Source organism: Marinobacter sp. VGCF2001, from assembly GCF_049943275.1.
In the GTDB taxonomy this organism is placed as follows: domain Bacteria; phylum Pseudomonadota; class Gammaproteobacteria; order Pseudomonadales; family Oleiphilaceae; genus Marinobacter.
In genome coordinates this window covers 137,788-155,318 of record NZ_JBNFVX010000006.1, presented here as the reverse complement: position 1 = coordinate 155,318, position 17,531 = coordinate 137,788, and the positions used below count along the sequence as shown (strand labels likewise).

18 protein-coding genes, 2 tRNA genes, 2 pseudogenes and 1 riboswitch are annotated in these 17,531 nt (G+C 54.4%); of the genes and pseudogenes, 9 read left to right on the top strand and 13 right to left on the bottom strand.

The window, feature by feature from the left end; genetic code table 11:
• The 3 genes and pseudogenes from ACP2AU_RS08860 to ACP2AU_RS08850 all read right to left on the bottom strand — a co-directional run.
• Positions 1–184 (bottom strand): annotated as a pseudogene (locus ACP2AU_RS08860) (hypothetical protein); the annotation flags it as partial.
• Between the two features lie 50 nt (positions 185–234).
• Entirely contained in the window at positions 235–2,346 is a 2,112-nt protein-coding gene (locus ACP2AU_RS08855; RefSeq protein WP_426375757.1) for an AAA family ATPase, read from the bottom strand.
• 112 nt (positions 2,347–2,458) lie between these two features.
• Entirely contained in the window at positions 2,459–3,454 is a 996-nt protein-coding gene (locus tag ACP2AU_RS08850) for a helix-turn-helix transcriptional regulator (RefSeq protein WP_426375756.1), read from the bottom strand.
• A gap of 197 nt (positions 3,455–3,651) precedes the next feature.
• Here ACP2AU_RS08850 and ACP2AU_RS08845 point away from each other — a divergent pair, with 197 nt between their 5' ends.
• Together ACP2AU_RS08845 and ACP2AU_RS08840 are read left to right on the top strand one after the other, a co-directional pair.
• On the top strand, positions 3,652–3,978 hold the full coding sequence (locus tag ACP2AU_RS08845; RefSeq protein ID WP_426375755.1) for a hypothetical protein: 327 nt from the start codon (positions 3,652–3,654) through the stop codon (positions 3,976–3,978).
• A complete protein-coding gene (locus ACP2AU_RS08840; protein ID WP_426375754.1) occupies positions 3,965–4,321 on the top strand; it encodes a hypothetical protein in 357 nt (118 codons plus the stop codon). The genes ACP2AU_RS08845 and ACP2AU_RS08840 overlap by 14 nt, the downstream gene beginning before the upstream one ends.
• A 225-nt stretch (positions 4,322–4,546) precedes the next feature.
• Here the strand turns inward: ACP2AU_RS08840 and ACP2AU_RS08835 are convergent, their stop codons facing one another.
• The 5 genes from ACP2AU_RS08835 to ACP2AU_RS08815 form a co-directional block, all read right to left on the bottom strand.
• Positions 4,547–5,659 carry an ADP-ribosylglycohydrolase family protein gene (locus ACP2AU_RS08835; protein ID WP_426375753.1) on the bottom strand — a complete coding sequence of 371 codons (1,113 nt, stop codon included), beginning with the start codon at positions 5,657–5,659 and terminating at the stop codon, positions 4,547–4,549.
• A 23-nt stretch (positions 5,660–5,682) separates the two neighbouring features.
• Positions 5,683–6,435 (bottom strand): hypothetical protein, encoded by a 753-nt coding sequence (locus ACP2AU_RS08830; RefSeq protein ID WP_426375752.1) that lies wholly within the window; start codon positions 6,433–6,435, stop codon positions 5,683–5,685.
• Between the two features lie 14 nt (positions 6,436–6,449).
• Complete coding sequence (locus tag ACP2AU_RS08825) at positions 6,450–6,779, bottom strand: hypothetical protein (RefSeq protein ID WP_426375751.1); 330 nt, start codon at positions 6,777–6,779, stop codon at positions 6,450–6,452.
• A 525-nt stretch (positions 6,780–7,304) separates the two neighbouring features.
• Positions 7,305–8,000, bottom strand: a complete 696-nt coding sequence (locus ACP2AU_RS08820) for a metallophosphoesterase (RefSeq protein WP_426375750.1) — start codon at positions 7,998–8,000, stop codon at positions 7,305–7,307.
• A gap of 13 nt (positions 8,001–8,013) precedes the next feature.
• Positions 8,014–8,661: a hypothetical protein gene (locus ACP2AU_RS08815; RefSeq protein WP_426375763.1), complete on the bottom strand. Its 648-nt coding sequence runs from the start codon at positions 8,659–8,661 to the stop codon at positions 8,014–8,016.
• Here ACP2AU_RS08815 and ACP2AU_RS08810 point away from each other — a divergent pair.
• Together ACP2AU_RS08810 and ACP2AU_RS08805 are read left to right on the top strand one after the other, a co-directional pair.
• Positions 8,600–8,917, top strand: coding sequence for a 5'-nucleotidase (locus ACP2AU_RS08810; RefSeq protein ID WP_426375762.1), 318 nt, complete (start codon positions 8,600–8,602; stop codon positions 8,915–8,917). The genes ACP2AU_RS08815 and ACP2AU_RS08810 overlap by 62 nt on opposite strands.
• Positions 8,916–9,254, top strand: a pseudogene (locus ACP2AU_RS08805) (5'-nucleotidase); the annotation flags it as partial. The gene ACP2AU_RS08810 and the pseudogene ACP2AU_RS08805, both read left to right, overlap by 2 nt.
• Before the next feature lie 41 nt (positions 9,255–9,295).
• Here ACP2AU_RS08805 and ACP2AU_RS08800 read toward each other — a convergent pair.
• The 5 genes from ACP2AU_RS08800 to ACP2AU_RS08780 all read right to left on the bottom strand — a co-directional run bounded on the left by ACP2AU_RS08800 (position 9,296) and on the right by ACP2AU_RS08780 (position 11,906).
• On the bottom strand, positions 9,296–9,901 hold the full coding sequence (locus ACP2AU_RS08800) for an outer membrane beta-barrel protein (RefSeq protein ID WP_426375749.1): 606 nt from the start codon (positions 9,899–9,901) through the stop codon (positions 9,296–9,298).
• Between the two features lie 126 nt (positions 9,902–10,027).
• A complete protein-coding gene (locus ACP2AU_RS08795) occupies positions 10,028–10,849 on the bottom strand; it encodes an opioid growth factor receptor-related protein (protein ID WP_426375748.1) in 822 nt (273 codons plus the stop codon).
• A gap of 127 nt (positions 10,850–10,976) precedes the next feature.
• On the bottom strand, positions 10,977–11,126 hold the full coding sequence (locus tag ACP2AU_RS08790) for a hypothetical protein (protein WP_426375747.1): 150 nt from the start codon (positions 11,124–11,126) through the stop codon (positions 10,977–10,979).
• A gap of 579 nt (positions 11,127–11,705) precedes the next feature.
• Positions 11,706–11,779: transfer RNA gene (locus ACP2AU_RS08785), tRNA-Cys, on the bottom strand.
• 51 nt (positions 11,780–11,830) lie between these two features.
• Positions 11,831–11,906: transfer RNA gene (locus ACP2AU_RS08780), tRNA-Gly, on the bottom strand.
• Positions 11,907–12,143: 237 nt separating this feature from the next.
• Here ACP2AU_RS08780 and ACP2AU_RS08775 point away from each other — a divergent pair.
• The 5 genes from ACP2AU_RS08775 (at position 12,144) to ACP2AU_RS08755 (ending at position 17,529) form a co-directional block, all read left to right on the top strand.
• Entirely contained in the window at positions 12,144–12,836 is a 693-nt protein-coding gene (locus ACP2AU_RS08775; protein WP_426375746.1) for an START domain-containing protein, read from the top strand.
• A gap of 77 nt (positions 12,837–12,913) precedes the next feature.
• A riboswitch (TPP riboswitch) is annotated at positions 12,914–13,005 on the top strand.
• A 49-nt stretch (positions 13,006–13,054) separates the two neighbouring features.
• Positions 13,055–14,059 (top strand): thiamine ABC transporter substrate binding subunit, encoded by a 1,005-nt coding sequence (gene thiB, locus ACP2AU_RS08770; protein ID WP_426375744.1) that lies wholly within the window; start codon positions 13,055–13,057, stop codon positions 14,057–14,059.
• A 4-nt stretch (positions 14,060–14,063) separates the two neighbouring features.
• Positions 14,064–15,737, top strand: a complete 1,674-nt coding sequence (locus ACP2AU_RS08765; RefSeq protein ID WP_426375743.1) for a thiamine/thiamine pyrophosphate ABC transporter permease ThiP — start codon at positions 14,064–14,066, stop codon at positions 15,735–15,737.
• Complete coding sequence (locus ACP2AU_RS08760) at positions 15,730–16,344, top strand: ATP-binding cassette domain-containing protein (protein ID WP_426375742.1); 615 nt, start codon at positions 15,730–15,732, stop codon at positions 16,342–16,344. The genes ACP2AU_RS08765 and ACP2AU_RS08760 overlap by 8 nt, the downstream gene beginning before the upstream one ends.
• A gap of 36 nt (positions 16,345–16,380) precedes the next feature.
• A complete protein-coding gene (locus tag ACP2AU_RS08755; protein ID WP_426375741.1) occupies positions 16,381–17,529 on the top strand; it encodes an MlaE family ABC transporter permease in 1,149 nt (382 codons plus the stop codon).
• Positions 17,530–17,531: the final 2 nt, after the last annotated feature.

Sequence of the window (17,531 nt, the reverse complement as noted above, 5' to 3'; positions counted from 1 at the left end):
CCATCGGGTTGGCTCGACTGGTTTCCGGAATGGGAAACAACCACTGCACGAAATCGTGGGTGTACCCCAGCCAGAAGTCATCAAAGGCGAGGATTTCGGCGTTCGTTCGGCCCTGGTGGTCCCGGCCCTCGCCTCGCATGAACAGGATCAAAGGGCTTTCTTTCGAGATATCCGGATTGTCCATTTTTCAGCTCCCCTATTTCAGGCTGTTTCCTCACCGAGGGCTATTCTCTTCTACTTCACGAAGCCAATTGGCTGTCTGACCAGGCCATCGGTTTGCTGGCGCTGCTCCTCTTTCAGGGCATCCAGCAATCGACCTGTGCGTGGGCGGAATCCTCGCATTCGAAGATTCTGAACGGCAGCTCGCATAACACCCGGCGTCAGATAATCCAGTTCGGCCAGGTCTTCCATTGGCAGGTCATCGGCTTTATCCCGGTCCACAACACAGGCCGCAAGTATTGATCTAACCTGCTCCCGGGTCAGATGGCCAAACTCCACTTTCATCTGAAAACGACGGATAATCGCTTTATCAAAGCTGTCGAATCGGTTGGTCGCGGCAAGAAACACGCCTTCGAAGCGCTCCAGGCGAATCATGAATTCGTTAACAGCGCTGATCTCCCAGCTGCGTTGTGCCATATTCCTGCTATAGAGAAAGGTGTCTGCTTCATCCAGCAGCAACACCGCACCGCTACGCTCTGCTTTGTCGAACATCGCTGCAATGTTCTTTTCCGTCTGGCCAACGTACATACCTAGCAAGTCGCTTCCGGATTGCAACATGAACGGTTTGTTCAGGCGCTTGGCGAGTTCCTGGGCATAAGCGGTTTTACCGGCACCGGGCGGGCCATACAGGCAGATTCGGGCACTACCTTCCTCGTGAACGAAGCGCTCCACATTCCGGAGGGTCGGTTTGGTGTTAAGCCACTCCGTGCGGAATTCGGGAAAGTCCGGTTTCTTCGGTTTGGGCAACATACGGCCCGGATTTCGCTCGCCCATCACATCCAACCGCTGTCGCACAATGGATTCCAGGCGCTGCTGATTACGGATAATCTGGCGTGGCGGCAGGTATCGCCCGACTTCCGCCAGATTCCTTGCCAGTGCGGGTGTCATCCAGGGTTTCCGTGCTACTTCCGATACCCAGGCCGGAGCAACGGGTAACGCAGAAAGCATTTGTTCCAGCTTGTCGGCCTGGCGATCACTACCTGTACTCTCGATCTCAACAATGAAATCAAATCTCCGCAGAAAAGCAGGGTCGACGGCACTGATGTTGTTGCTGATCCAGATCACCGGGGCGCGATTCTCCTCCAGCATCTGGTTGAACCAACCCTTGGCAAGCTGATCGGACTTGCGGAAAGCGTCTTCCATCTCATCGAACAGCAATACGGCGCCAAGCCGATCCTCCAGGAACATCTGGGCCATTTTGGCAGCGTCCAGGCGAACACGGCCGGTCATGGCCCCAGAGTGGCTGTCTTTCGTAGGCACTTCATACAGCGGCGCACCCAGTTTTTCTGCCAGAGCCCTGGCCAACTGGGTTTTCCCGGTGCCCGGCTTGCCGTAGAGCAGGATGTTTTTGCCACGAGATTTGTTATTCAAGGCATCCTGCAGGTAATCCAGCATCAGCTGCAGATCGGGAACCCCCCTGAAGTCGGCGATGGAATGCAGTGCCGCTGGTCCGGGCGGGCAGATGTGCTTGAACAGCATTTGCTCGACGTCTTCCGTGGCGCCTGCCTCACATTGCTCGGAGGTGGCCACCACCAGCTGACTCAGAAGCGGCCCGGCCTCTACCAGGTCCCAGATATCGCTGTTCTGGTTCGGTTCCTCCAGCAGGCGGATCTGGCAGAGCATGGCATCCTGGTCTAACGCCGCCGCAATGGTTCTGGCGGATTCTCGCATCGCCCTGGCCAGAGCACTAACCGAGTTACCAAATTCATTAATCTCCAGATCCCGCATGACCTCTTTGGCCTTCGGATGTTTAAGCACCAAAATGGCAAAAATCAGCAGCTTGATTTCTACCACATCGGCTTTCAGCAACTTGATCAGATTGGCCAATAGAGGCTCAAAAGACAGCTCCGGCTTGCCTTTCAGGCTTCGGGTGAGCTGCTTTTCACGCTTACGTACCGCTTCCAGGAAGATCGGCGCACTCACCTCACTATCATCTCCCGACGGTAGCTTGAGCCCAAGGAAAACGTCTGGTTCGTCCATGCCAACGAGACGGAATTCCTTTTTATACCCGGTGATGAGGAACAGCCGACAGAGATAAATCTGCAGCAGCTTCAGGTCGTCTTTAGACGGGGATGAAAAATAGTCCGCCTCGTGAGCTTCATTGATGAGTTCTTTCCATAACAGCATGATGGGCCTCCAGAAGATCTATACGGCATTATGGAGGCCGAAGGCGACATATTGTGTCGCTTAGAAACGTTGCGCGTCCACTGCGCGGGAACTCGCCTTCGGATTCCTGGGCTTACGGGCTTATTCGAGCCAGACCAAGCTTAAGCGTAGAGGCTATCTCCTCCCTCAACCATTCAGGTTCAAGAATATCGCAATGAACGGCCTGTGCCGTCAGCCACCACCGCAGATCTTGCGTATCCCCTACCGTAACCGCAATCTCAAAGATCTTTTCATCAATCTCATTGGTGATCTGGTCAAATCCCAGGGGTGATTCAATCAGATGGTTCAAAGCCGGTTTGTCACAACGTAACTTCAGGTACACCGGTTCGTTAGACTTGAGAATGCCCATAGCGCCGGAACGGATGTATAAATCGAGATCAAAATCCTCTGGTCGAGCCGATGGTTCCTCTACCAACTCACCTGTGGTGGCCCGATGCAGAACCAGTTGGCGCGTGCCTTCCCTGCCCTCGATGGTGCCAATCAGATACACATTCGGATCCCGGAAGATCAGTCCAAACGGGTGCACCACGATCTCCTCGGGCTCCGGCCAGTTCCGTGCCTGGTAGGTTAGCCTGCACTTGTACTCTCGTAACAAGGCCTCGGTGACGGTTTCCAGAACATCCGCATCAATCGCCGGCCGTTCACCACCCAGCCCGCGGTTGATAACGCGCACCCGGTTTGGCCACTGCCCCAGTGGGTTCTTTTCCCGGAGCAAGGTGCGGTGGGCTTCGTCGAAATGGGGCTTCAGGTGAGACAGCGCCCGCGGCGGCAACATGGGCGAGAGATAGGCCCGTGCCAGCTCAAACGTTAACGCGGCAGGCAGGTCGAGTGCCGGGATAATATCCATCGTCGCATTACGATCGAAAGACCACCGGTAGGGTCGGGATTCCTCATCCACGATTAACGGAAAGTCCAGACTCAGTTTCTCCAGATCCCGCTGTATTGATCGCATGGTGACCCGGAAACCATGATCATCAAGGCGCTCTGCGAGTTCACTCGTGGTGATGGTCTTCGGGAAACGAGGCACCATTCTGAGCATGGTGAGGTAACGAACCGCGGTGCTGGACATGAAACTTCCTTTTCTTTCGGATGGCCCTGAGATTGGCGACGTTATTTGTCGCTTCAGAATGCTAGATTTTCATTGCTGCGAAGTAAAGCCGCAAACGGACCAACAACGGAGGATTTTAACCACTGAATAATCAACGTTTCCCTGAGCTATTAACCGAATATGGATTCACCACCGCTTCCTACTGTTTCGAAGACACCATGCTCGGATTTCATCACGAGATCTACAATGCACTTATCCACGATAACCCGGTGTTCGATTCAAACTCCCGGATTTACCAGCAACCGCAATCTCCTGAAGCGTTTATCCACTGCGAACTAGTAACCTCTGAAGACCTGGGTACAGCCGCCTCCTATTTCTACCAAGTGTGGTATGCCGAGCTCCGCTACGAAAATCCAGTGCTTGAGATCCTGGATCTTAGAAGACGCCGCACAGATGCAGCCATCCACGCCCTGACCATCAGCCAGCACAATGCCATGACATTCCTTTTCACCATCCAGCGAGGTATTTCACATGAATCGATATAAAGCCGAACAAGCCCGAGCGCACCGCGAAGCTCGCCTTGGTAAGACGCCAGCCGAAATCCAAGCTTTGGATCAGGTAGACGCGCTTAATAGCCGGATCCGGGAGCTCGCGCACAAGATTCACGCTGAGAGGTTTCCGGAAGAGTACGACCATTACTACGACTCCATTGCCGATGCACAAGATCGCAGCCGCGGTATCAACCCGATGTCCCAAGAGCACATTGATAAGGTGAATGCCAGACGACAGGAACTTGGGGTAGCGCCATTAGCGGAGAACGGAATGCCGGTTTCCAACGAGACCTGGGAAATTGCTTTGCGTGAAGCCGAGAACCAGCTGACGCGCTGACTATCTGAAGGGAGCAAGGAGTATTATGAATATTGTGGTTTTCGCATTTCTCTGCGTTATGTGGGTGTCCGTTTCCCTACTGTGTATCAGCTATTTCAACGATGCTGTCGATGGATGGGATGAATGGGAAATCTGTCGGAACCCGTTCAATTGGTCCTTCGGGGGAAACTCGATTCTGTAAAGGCATGAGCACTGCTCCGTGTCGTAGTTTTGATCTTGGCTACATCAGTAACCCGGATATCGCTCCCAAAGCTCCTCGCTATCCATCCCACTCGTCCAGTACTGACAGGTCCACAGATCAGAAGCCACTTCCTCAATAACACCGCGCAATTCCAACGGCCCCAGCCAGCGCTCCGGAATAACGCTGCTTCCGTGCATCACGCCGAGTATGTTTCCGGTGATGGCACCGGTGGAATCCGAATCGCCGTCATGATTCACCGCCAGAACAATGGCCTTCTCGAAACTCTCCGCTACCAGGGCGCAATAAACGGCAATCGCCAAAGCCTCCTCAGCAACCCAACCCTCACCCAGTTTTTTAATGGCTTCATGATGCGGAAGTGCGGACGCGCTCAATGTTACAGCCTGATCCAACGCATTAAGAGTTTCTTCATGACCAGGATAAGTTATCAGCAGTGATCTTGCCTGAGCCAGGGCGTCGTTCAGTGTGGCACCAGCCGCCAGCGCGAAAACAACAACCGCCAGCACGCCCCCGGTGAGGTAACCACTGGGGTGGCCATGGGTAAGGCCTGCGCACATTTTGCCGGACTCAAATACCGCCGAGGTTCCAAGCCCCTCTTTGAACGTGAACCAGAATAACCCAACCGGGGCTACCCGCATCACGCCACCGCAGCCCTTGCTGTCGTTCCCCGCAATACCCGGATCGCCCTGATAATCCCGCAGCGCACTGAGGCAAGTCATCCCTGGCGCCCTCAGGCTGTGAAGCTCCCGTTGCTGGAAGAGCCATCCATCCAACACCGGTGATATGTGGTGGTTCTCATAACTCTGCGTTGCAAGCCACCGAAGATAAGCGCCGGCAACGGTGTGATCGAAACTGGTTATGCCCTTACTGACCCCACGCATTCTCCCCCTCAACAAACCCTCGGCGGTAAACAACGTCATCTGAGTGTCGTCGGTAATCTTACCTTTGCCGCCGTACGCTTCAGCGTAATCGGTGATGCCGCCCTGTCCGAAACGATCCAGAATCTGGGAGCGGGACATGAACTCCACCGCGCCACCCAAGGCATCACCTACGGCGCCGCCCAGAAGGCATGCAATAAAGTGGTCTCTAATGTGGATCTCCCAGCTGGGAGAAGAATCCGGTTGAACTTGATTCGTCATGACAAACTTCCCTGTGAAATCGCTTAGGCCTGACCGAGATGACTCTTTATCCGCATAATAACTTCTTTACGAAACGCCCCATGCCCGTGTGTCGCCCGTGGGTGAGCGATACGAAAACAGGTACTGCCCCCAGCACGGAACTCCCACAGCTTTTTGGGGACGATCGGGGCCGTGTTTTCATAACCGCCAAAGTGATCATTGAAAAGACTGCGGATAACCGGATCGATGCCGTTGTATCCGGCAGCAAAAATAATAAAATCCGGTTTGAGGCGTTTGATCTGGGCCGCTAGCAACTGGTTGGATATCGAAGCCACTTCCGAAAATTCCATTTCAGGACGCTCTTTGGGGCTTTTTTTGTTGTAATCCCAAGCAAAAAGATTGGCGTAGATGAGGGCCCTCGGATTAATTTTCAGCTCCCGCGCGAGCCTGAAATAATATTGCTTGAATCGGCTGCCTGACTTTCTGACGACACTGCCATCTGCCCGGTACTTCAGATGGTTTCGGTATCTCTTAACAGCCTCTTCGATAATCTCACCGGTGGTGCCTGCATTATTGGCATCGATAACATGGCGAATAGTGTTCTTGATTTTCTTGCCGGTATTGTTGTTCCACCCAGCCGTTTCACGACCAACCAGCATCACCTTCGGACTGCTTTCCCAATATTCTTCAAAAGGAACTGGCAAAAACACACCCGAGTATTTGTCACTCGCCAGGTCAAAAGCCTCTGAGTCCAGGCCAGCGAGTATCCGTTCGTAGTCTTTCGCTAAAGCATCCATTTCATTACTGCCAGTCAGTTGGAAAGGTGTGTGGCTCCATCAGGCAACCATTCGATGGTCATTCCGCCGCCACTAAACCGAACAATGCCTTCTTTTCGAGGAGATTCATTACACCGTCCCCGGTATGCAATAAAGATATCCAGCAACTCCATTAAGTGAAGCTTGAACCCTGAGTCACTGACCTGATCAAAAGCCTCATCTTCAAGCTTCCAGGAGGCGCCGCTCAGTCGGTTTTCATCATCTGCATTGAAGACCACCTCCCCTTTTGAATGAACAATAGTCGGGTGCTGTTTGGCCAACATGGCGAGTCGAGTTTGTTCAAACTGATCATCATATTTGGGCATTGTTGTTCCTTTTCAGATGAGGACACCAAGATACGCCACCTTATTGCTTGCCCATATGTTAAGCAGTCAAGCCGACAGATCATGTCGCACCTGTAGAACAAGTTACTCACCGATAAGATGCTGAAATTCCAGATACACCTCTATCTGCGTTGCAACAAACCGTGGTTAGTGCCGTCGTATTCTCTGCGATATTTTTCCGCAACGAAAAGACAGAAAGCAGCCGACCAATATACCGAATGCACAGGACTCTCGATATCGGGCAAAGTCTGTCTCAATAAAGTCGGCAGATAGGCAAATTCTTCATCAGTCACGTGGTATAGGTATAACGGACTTCCATCTGGCCCCAAAATCATACCTCTGATGAACAAAAACTCATTTACCCAGGCTTTTGACTTACTTCTTATACCCATATCCATTTGAAAGTCCTTTTTACGGCATTTCTTCTTCATTTGCTTTGGACGATTTAATTGACCATGGCTACTGCTTTCGCCAACTAAATCAGCAAAAAATTTTATAATCTGCGCCTTACTGTTCCTGGACCCAGGTAAAACACTTTGCTTTAATCCTTTGTGCTCCATCGAACCGATATGCGCACAATTTTCCGCCGGGCCCACCGGCTACGCTGTAATCCAGGCAAGCAATGTACTCATTCAGTGGCGCTGGCTCACCTTTCATCCAGTAATGCCCCACAAAGAGCGGCTTCTCGCCGTCGTAACCCGGCAAAACATGGGTGGCCACTGGCTCATGCGGAATTCTATCGATGACCTCTTCCGGCACCATCGCCAGATCGCGATAGGTCAGTTCACCTTCGCGCCACCATTCGGTGCGAATATTGGTTCGTTTATTCTTATCTTTGTCGAAGAAGTGATGGTCGCCCGGAAGCGGAATCTCCAACCCTTTGAGAAGGGTTTCAATCGCCTCATAGGCCTCTGAGCCCTTTCGGCTTGCCTCCTCCCAAGTGCCCGGAAGTAATCGCTTTTCTTCATCAGTGTACTTGGCTATGGCCGCAAGATGCTCCGGGTGCCAGCAGGCGTGTACTACTCGAAATTCCGGCAAATCCAGGTACACCGGCAAGGTTTTGAACCACTCGATCATACTGTGGTGCAGTTCGCTCCCCTCACCTACTTGCTCCAGAAAGGCTCTGTGCTGATTCAGATTCTTTTCGGTATGGGGGCGCAGGTACTCACCAGAACTCTTCGGATCTTCCGTGGCCCAGGCCACGGCATTGAATTCGTTATTGCTGGGCTGACTGCACCACTGATTTAATGACGCCCAGTTGGCGCCCGCTGACTACCCCAACCGATTCTGCCCCACACCGTTTACCAACCACTTCACCACGCAGGTTAAAAAGGTAGGCTGCGTTCTTTTCGTAATAAAACCAATACTGCTTGATCTTACCCCAGATGCCAAGTTCTCCATCCGTTTCAGCAACATGCGCCCGAATGCGACTCTGGGCCTCGCCTAATTGATCAGTTAATGAGTAGCGCCAGAACCCTTCAACAAACCGCAGATAACGCTGGTCGTCGCATGCTGCCAAAGCGAATAAAGGTTGGCTTTTTCGCATAAAACCAGTGTCTATCCAGATATAAGGCTTGAAAGCACGCCGTTCCTCCTCCAAACGGGTAGTGAGTTTTGCAATACGCTGTTCAACCACTAGCTTCTCCATACCGACTGCTCGACAAAGGGCTCTGAGGAAATCTTGGCTGCTGTACTTGAAGTCGAATCCGCCCCCACCGAGACCAAAGTCGGGGCATTCCAATACTCGTTGAAGGCGTTTTCGATTCGCAGTGGTAGGTCGCACGTAGCCCATTTCTGTGAGGATGTCGTTATGTGACGTTGCGGCCACCCGGATAGTCAGATCCGTCTTAAAGTTGTTGATCACGCTATGCCCTCCCTCATTCTCTGTTAAATCTAACGCGACCATGCGACATATCTGGTCGCTCTGGGGAGATGCTGAGGCTATGGCAAATTGCGTGTCTTACGGTGCCGGAAACGATCAACGGAGACTCAAAGATTCAACTATGCCCTACCCGATTGAAGACAAGCTGGTTATAGCGGTAGCGTCCAGTGCTCTGTTCGATTTATCCAACTCCGACCATGTTTTTAGAACTCAGGGCGAAAAGGCCTACCGGAAGTAACAGCCCAAGCCGGCTGGCTGACCTATTCCGGAAGCTCTCCCATCTCCAAAAGCTAGAGGATAAAGCGGTAGAAGCAGCCCCCGGTTATCAGCGTGTTCTCAGAACCGGCATTGTCACCGCCCGCAATGCTCCCTCCCACGAACGGGTGATCACGACTCTGGAGCACTGGGGCGTGGATGCCAATGAGGTGTTCTTCCTGGGTGGTATGAAGAAGGACAGGATACTGAGTGTGCTAAAGCCGCATAGGTTCTTTGATGATCAGCGATCGCACCTGGAATCTGAGGCAGGCAATGTGCCGATGGTACATATTCCGTTTGGGATGGCTAATGTGGGATGACTCAGGTGCGCACGCCTTCGCGCACCTGAATTGAGAAGGCCTCAGAACCGAAATTCAGGCCCAATCGAGAATACGCTGATATCCGCTTCACCGGTCTCGTCTTCATCACCCACGTTCACAAGGAAATCCCAGTCCGCGCGCAAGCGTAATTGCTCGGAGACCTGGTAACTCATGCCAAGGCCCGTTCGAAACGCAACGCCACTGTCATCATCGCTTTCGGAAATGGATAGGAAGCCGTTACTTGCCTCAACCTCATAATTAAGGCGCCACAGCATCAAGCCGGCTTTGCTGAACACTTTGAAAGGGCCTGATTCCGGAAGCCCCAACTGAAGTGTTGTGTCGACAAAATGGCCATTAACAGCAGCAGCGACAGCAACACCGCTGATAAATCCTGATGCTTCAACGTCATCCATATATCGATAGCCAACTTCGAGACTCGCGAAGTCCGTAAGTTCGGTTCCGCCGTGGATCCGAAAAGAAACAGCGTCGTCATCGCAAGATGCGTCGATGCCATCACATAGATCATCAACCGTCGCCTGTCCGGCCGTAAACCCGACATAGCCAGCCTGATGATTGGCGGCATTCGCAGGAGCGGACATTACAATGGCAAGTAATGGCAAAGCCATGACTAACTTTTTGGAGTGCATTTCGACTTCCTTATTCGAACTGTAAATCAACGATATTTAGCAGCCTATCGGCAGCACGGCATCGTAGCATATTCTGACTGAGCGACAGATAATGTCGTCAATACACGATCCAATGTGGTTTTTCGGTTACTTCGTGGCGCTTCGCCAATATCCAATAGTTTGCGCGTTTACATACCCTTGGGTTTGCCCAAGAGTTATGAACGCACCCTGAACTGCTTTCGCTAACTCAGGCTGATGGCAGTAGTGCAGGCTCCGGATGATGCGGGTAATGCGAAGGTGATTATGGCCACCCGCTTTCAACCAGATATGGTCCCTGGGGTTCAATCCCGGCAGGGCCTCTATCACACCATTCCGGCGCACGAGACCATAGAAAGCGAGCATTCGATCCAGCGCCCGCCTCTGCTGCTGCCTTAGATCGCGATCGCGTTTGAAAACGTCGCAATCTTCTTGGGTTAGCACTGGCGCCATCGGATTGGCACGACTTGCTTCGGGTATGGGAAACAGCCATTGCACGAAATCGTGGGTGTGCTCCCGCCAAAAATCATCAAAGGCGAGGATGTCGTCGATCGTTCGGCCGTGGTGGTCCCGGCCCTCGCCTCGCATGAATTGAATCAGGCGACTCTCCTCCAGCTCGGCAGTCTCGGCGATACTTAGGAGGTTGTCTTCAGACCAGAGTTCTGCCGCTGTCTCATCAAAACAGACCAGCCAATAGCGATTATTTTCGCTGGTGAAGCCTCCGAATTCGGATAATGGCTGCTCGAGCATCAGGGGCTCTGTCACGTCGAAATATTGGGCATTCCCCAGCATTCGACGCTGCACTTTCCGGGCATCTGGGTTGTCATTCGGCAATGCCCAAAGTTGTTCAGAGAGTGCCTCCCAACGCGCTTCAGAGTATAAAAGAATAGCAGGCCAGTCCGGTGATGCAGTTGCTACCAACTTGCCTGTCATCAGCTGCTGCAATTCTGGTGACAGAGTGGACAACTTCCGCTTATCCAGCGTCGCCGCTTTGTTCCAGCTGATGGTTATCGAGCTTACCGGTTAGGCGCAGCCGATTTTCCAGACTGGTTTTGGCTTTTTAAACACTTTCGCGCTCCTTTATTGGATGGAACACGGGGGCGCCTACCCCACCATCATCTCTTTTAGGCAGCTTCAGATCGTCTTTTGATGAGGGTGCAAGATAGCCCGGCTCGTGGGCTTCATTGATGAGTTCTTTCCATAACAGCATAGCGGGCCTCCAGAGGATCTACGTGTATTCTGAAGGATAAAGGCGACAAAGTGTGTCGTTAACAGTGTCTGGTGCCCGGGGTGTTTAGGGTTTGGTTCTGGGTGCCAGGGTTACGGAGCTATGCGGGCAAGTCCACGTTCAAGCGTGGAGGCTATCTCTTGCCGCAGCCACTCAGGCTCCAGAATATCGCAATGAATCGCCTGCGCTATGGCCGAGATACTGTCCTGATTAATAAGATGTGCGTAACCTGCGTACTGCATGATTTCCCTGTCTTCCGCCGGCCAGAACTTTATTTACACTAACTACACTTTATTTACACTTTTCATGATCTCACTAATATTTTTTACAGGCAAAAACGGGCACTCATTTCACCCAACCCGCTTGCCCGCGATAAGGCAGGCGCGAGTCGGCGCAAATGCGGAAACACTACCGATTGATCCGACCACCTGAGCGGTCAAAATCGAGGCTAAAATCGCTGAGAGATACGGACAATAACGAAAAAACGTTCGCGGTATGTTCACGGGAAAGACGCCGGTTATTTTCCGAAATCGTAACCAACTAAAAATAAAGGGAAAGAAATGGAGGCGCGGGTCGGAATCGAACCGGCGTACACGGAGTTGCAGTCCGCTGCATAACCACTCTGCCACCGCGCCGGGTAAGCCGTTTCGGGCTCTGCTCTCAGGGGGCGTGAGAGACTTGGAAATTGGAGCGGGAAACGAGATTCGAACTCGCGACCCCAACCTTGGCAAGGTTGTGCTCTACCAACTGAGCTATTCCCGCTCTAAGTCACCGAAGCAATGCCCCGACAACGGATGCGTATTCTACGGATTACGGTTGTTTCGTCAATACCTTTTTTCAAGTTTCTGTTTTTACTTCAATTGTGAGCAAATTTTAGCCACACATTCCAAGCCCTGTCATTTAGGGTCAAGTCCCGCTTAACAGGATCAACTTAACGGTGTGTTTCGTTCTTTTGGCTCAGAATCCCTGGCACATCATGATTCAGTGAGGCTGCGTTTTATGTCCCCCCGTTTTCTTTCCTTCATTATGCTGATGGCTCTCTCTTCCGGCTTGCTTGCAGAGGGCTGGGTTCCCGCGCAGGTCAGCCCGGAACGAACCGGCATCAACACGTTTGTCCGTTCGGTGCCAGATACACCCATCAAGCAATTTCGAGGTGTGGTTGAAACACACCATTCCATTGTGACGGCTCTGTCAGTAATCGACGATATTTCGCTCTGCCCGCAATGGATCTACAACTGTCAGGAGGCCAACTACCATTACACTCCAGAGGGCGAACGTCTGCTCTGGATGGAATTTGATGGTGTCTGGCCGGCGTCAGTCCGGGATGTGGTTATGAAATCCGTGTTTATTCAGCCAAAGCCTGGTAGTGCCGTGACCGTTCGGTCTACAGGCCGGCCAGAGGCCGCACCGGTTCAGGCAGGCTATGTTCGCATTCCCATGCTGGATAACCGTTTTCTTGTGGAGCCTCTCGCGGATGGCTGGATACGCATTACTTTTACGACCCATATGGATCCGGGTGGCCTGGTTCCGGCCTGGATCGCCAATATTGTAGCCACCGATGCACCTGTCCGAACCCTGGAGGGCCTGAAACGGATGATGGAGACAGCGCCCTACCGGGACTATTCGGTTCAGACACCGCCAGCGGAGCTTATGGAAAAGCACAACTTACGATTCCCGGCCAGCGGCTCCTGATACCGCTCCGGTTTGCACGCTATTGCCCACTTTCCCTGAAACAATTCCGGGCGGCGCCCTGGCCGTGATAACATCGACATCACTCAACGGGGTGCCTGCCAAGGCTGAGACCATACCCGCGGAACCTGAACCAGCTCGCACTGGCGTAGGGATTGAGTCACCACCAGACTGTGGTGTTCGCGGAGTGGTGCCCCGGCAACTGATCTAGGGGCCATTCTATGATTTCGCGTCTGATTCCAGCCATGTTTGCCGTTTTTCTGCCTGCCCTCGCCGCAGGCAACGAATCCCCCGTGTTGAATGTTTATACCCACCCGTCTTTTGCAGCTGAATGGGGCCCAGGGCCGGCCGTAAAGGAAGCCTTTGAAGCCGAATGCCAATGTACGTTGAACTACACCGTTCTGGACAGTGGTGGCGACATTCTTCAGCGCTTGAGGCTGGAGGGAAGCTCCACACCGGCAGACGTCGTTCTGGGTCTGGATACGGGCACCATGGAAACCGCGCGGCAAACCGGTCTTCTGGGCCGCCATGAGCAGTCACTGGAAAATCTTGCACTTCCGGTAACCTGGAATGACGACGTCTTTGTGCCCTACGACTGGGGTTACTTTGCGTTTGTCTACGATACCGAGCAGCTGCCGGAGCCACCGGCCAGTCTGGAAGCACTCATCAATGCCCCTGACGACCTGAAGATTATCATTCAGGACCCACGCACCAGTACGCCCGGGCTGGGCCTGCTGCTGTGGATGCATTCGGTTTACGGGGATCAGGCTGCCGAAAAGTGGCAGCAGCTCAGCGGCAAGATTCTGGCCACAACCCAGAGCTGGAGCGACGGTTACTTCTCGCTGTTCATGAACGGTGAGGCCCCCATGATTCTGTCTTACAGCACCTCGCCCGCCTACCATATGGCGATCGACAAAACCGATCGCTATCAGGCCGCACAGTTTGAAGAGGGACATTATCTGCAGGTAGAGGTCGCCGCCCTGGTGGACAGCTCGGGCAACAAAGACCTGGCCAGAGCCTTCCTGGACTTCATGCTGACTCCGGATTTCCAGCGCCACATTCCCCTGAAAAATGTGATGTATCCCGCCATTGAGCTGGGTGATGAACTGCCTGAGGTATTCAGCAAGCTCATCGAACCAACAAAAGCGTTGTACATAGACCCAGCTGAGGTTGCATCTGATCGCCGCCAGCTTGTGAATGACTGGCTGAATGCGCTAACGCAGTAACTCGATGCCAATCCCTTACCAAACCGCTCCGCTCAGTCATCCACGCTGGCAACTCTGGCCTGGCCTGTTGTTTGGTGCCGGCCTGTTACTGCTGGTGGTCCTCGGTATGGGGAGTTTGTTGCGGCAGGCCGGCGGACTGGACATCGGCGCGATACTCTCAGGCTCGTACTTCCAGAGTGTGGTGCGCTTTACCCTGTGGCAGGCTGTGTTATCAGTTGCACTGAGCCTCGCCATTGCGCTGCCGGTAGCCGCCGCCCTCGCCCGCTATGCCCGTTTTCCCGGCCGCTCGGCGATTTTGCGCTTGATGGAATTAAGCCTGGTGTTGCCCACCATCGTGGCCGTGTCGGGCCTCATCGGCGTTTTCGGTCGCCAGGGCTGGGCGACCGGGCTTCTCAACGCCTGGTTGCCCGGGAACGGCTGGAACCTCTACGGGCTTAACGGCATTCTGCTTGCCCATGTATTCTTCAATGCCCCGCTGGCGGCCCGGGTCCTTTTGCAGGCTATGGATGCCATACCCGCACCCAGAATGCGGGCTGCCTCTCAGCTTGGGCTGGGTGGATTGTGGCTGTGGCGGTCGGTGCACTGGCCCGCAGTCAAACCGGTGCTGCCGGGCCTCGCGGCGCTGGTGTTCACGCTTTGTTTCACCAGCTTTGCAATCATCATGACCCTGGGCGGCGGTCCCAGGACAACCACGCTGGAAGTGGCCATCTATCAAGCGCTTCGGTTCGAGTTTGATTTCGCGCGAGCGGCCCTGTTCGCGATTATCCAGCTGGTTATCTGTGGCAGTCTGTGGTGGCTGGTTTTTCGAAATCGCCTGGACGCCGCCATGTTGCCAAACCGCCGCTTGTCTTACCCTATCCCGCTATTTGCGCGGCCATGGCACGGCATTTTGGCGAGTTTGCTGCTCAGCGTTTTCACGGCATTTCTGGTGGCTCCTCTGCTGGCTATTGTCGTTCGCGGCTTGCCGGCGTTGCTGCCTATGGCAGAGACTCCCTCAATGTACCCACAGCTGTTGGCGGCCACTATCCGCAGTCTGCTGATTGCTATTCCGGCCGGCCTCGGCGCTGTCATCGTCGCGCTGCTTAGCATTGCGGCAGCCAACTGCGCAGGCCGGCGCTGGTTTGCCATAGTGCCGGCCGTTACCGGTTACCTGCCCCTGATTGTCCCTCCCCTGGTGCTGGGCACCGGCCTGTTCATTCTGCTTAAACCCGGCCTGGGCAACACCGCCCAGGGCTGGGTTCTGGTGGCGCTGATTAACGGGTTGATGGCAGTGCCCTTTGCCTTGCAGATTCTGCGCGGACCAATGGCGAGCCTGAACGCCAGCAGTCTCAAACAGGCTGATCAACTCGGCATTCTAGGATGGCATCGTTGGCGCTGGCTGTACTGGCCGCATCTGCGCCGGCCAATCGCCCTGGCACTGGCTTACGGTGTGGCCCTGTCGCTTGGCGACTTTGGCGTTATTGCCCTGTTTGGTAGCCCGGGCCAACCGACATTGCCCGTTTTGCTTTACCAACAGCTGGGCAGTTATCGGGTAGCCGAAGCGGCAGGGACCGGGCTCTGGTTACTGGTCGTACTGGTTTTCATTTTCGCCACATTGTCCCGTGTCCCTGACGCCCGCGCCCGCGCCCGAGGCAAGGTACATGCCCGCCAACCATTGCCGGAGCCCGAATATGCTTGAACTTGAGAATCTGGTTTTTCAGTACGGCCGCTCCATCCCTCCCTGGCGCTTTCACTTTTCTGTTGAGGCCGGCCAGTGCCTGGCGATACAGGGCCCGAGCGGATCGGGAAAATCGACAGTGCTCAATCTGATTGCCGGCTTTCTCGCGCCGGACAGTGGCCGGATTCTCTGGCAGAGGACCCCCATTCACCAACAGAAACCCTGGCAACGCCCGGTCACCAGTGTATTCCAGGAACACAACCTGTTTGAGCACCTGGATGTGTTCACCAACATTGGCCTGGGCATCCACCCCGGTCTCAAACTGGACCAACACCAACGCAAGGCGATCGACGCCGGGCTTGAGCGCACCGGGCTGGCAGGGTTCGGCCCAAGAATGCCGGGCGAACTCTCCGGGGGCCAGCGCCAACGGGTGGCGCTGCTGCGCGCCATACTTCGAAGACAACCCGTGCTGCTGTTGGATGAGCCCCTGACCGGTCTGGACGCAGATACCCGGCATATTCTGTACGCCATGCTGCTGGAAGAAAAAGCCAGGGGCATCACCATGGTGCTGGCCAGTCACGACGAAGAAGAGCGCAGAATACTGGCAGACAGCTACTGGAATCTTTAAGCTTTCAGGGAACTCAAACAGGGATTTCGTGACTCCGTGGCAAATGAAGCAGGCCTGTCCCAGCCACTTGGCGCCCATACCCCCGGCAACACCGAGCTCAATGGTCATACACTGAGTTTCACCGGCGACTGGATTCTTTCCCATTACTCGGCCCTGAATCGGCGGGCGCGTGAACTCAGGTCGCGCACCGCCGGCTGCACACCGGATTTTTCCCGGCTGGGCAGACTGGATACCGCGGGGGCGTCATTGATGGTGAAACTATTGGGTGCCGAGGCCCTGATCAGCGCAATGCAGCAAGCCCCGCTGCCAACGGAACAGCGTGCTCTGATACAGGCGGTGGCAGCCGCCATGAACCAGCGTCAACCGGCTACCCCGGCAAACAACCCGATACTGGTATTCCTGGCGCAGACCGGGCAGAAAGTCACGGCGCTGGGCAAGCTAACCTGGTTGCTGGCCGGCTTCATTGGCCAAACCCTGGGTACTTTGTTCTACATCCTGCCCCGCCCCGCCCGATGGCGCATGACGCCCTTTGTGGCGGCGCTGCACGACACCGGCCTGAATGCTCTGCCTATTGTCGCCCTGCTGACATTCCTGGTGGGGGCGGTGGTTGCCTTTCTCGGCGCAACAGTGCTGGAGGACTTTGGTGCAACCATTTACACCGTCGATCTGGTGGCTTTCTCGTTTCTGCGTGAGTTCGGCGTTCTGCTGGCCGCGATCCTGCTGGCCGGGCGCACAGCCAGCGCCTTTACTGCCCAGATTGGTGCCATGAAGGTCAACGAAGAGCTGGACGCCATTCGCACCCTGGGGCTGAACCCGGTCGAGCTGCTTGTCGTCCCCAGAGTGTTGGCGATGATGTTAAGCCTGCCGATTCTGACGTTTATCGGCATGATCTCCGGGATGGTGGGTGGAGCTATGGTCTGCGCCCTGGCTCTGGATATTCCACCCAGCCAGTTCATCGCCATTGTTGAGCGGGATATTGCCCTGAAACACTTTCTGGTCGGCATTGGCAAAGCGCCGGTGTTCGCGTTTCTGATTGCGGTGATCGGCTGCCTGGAGGGCTTCAAGGTGTCTGGCAGTGCCCAGTCGGTCGGAGAGCACACAACCGCCAGCGTGGTTCAGTCTATTTTTATGGTAATCCTGCTGGATTCCGTAGCCGCGTTGTTTTTCATGGAAATGGGTTGGTAAAG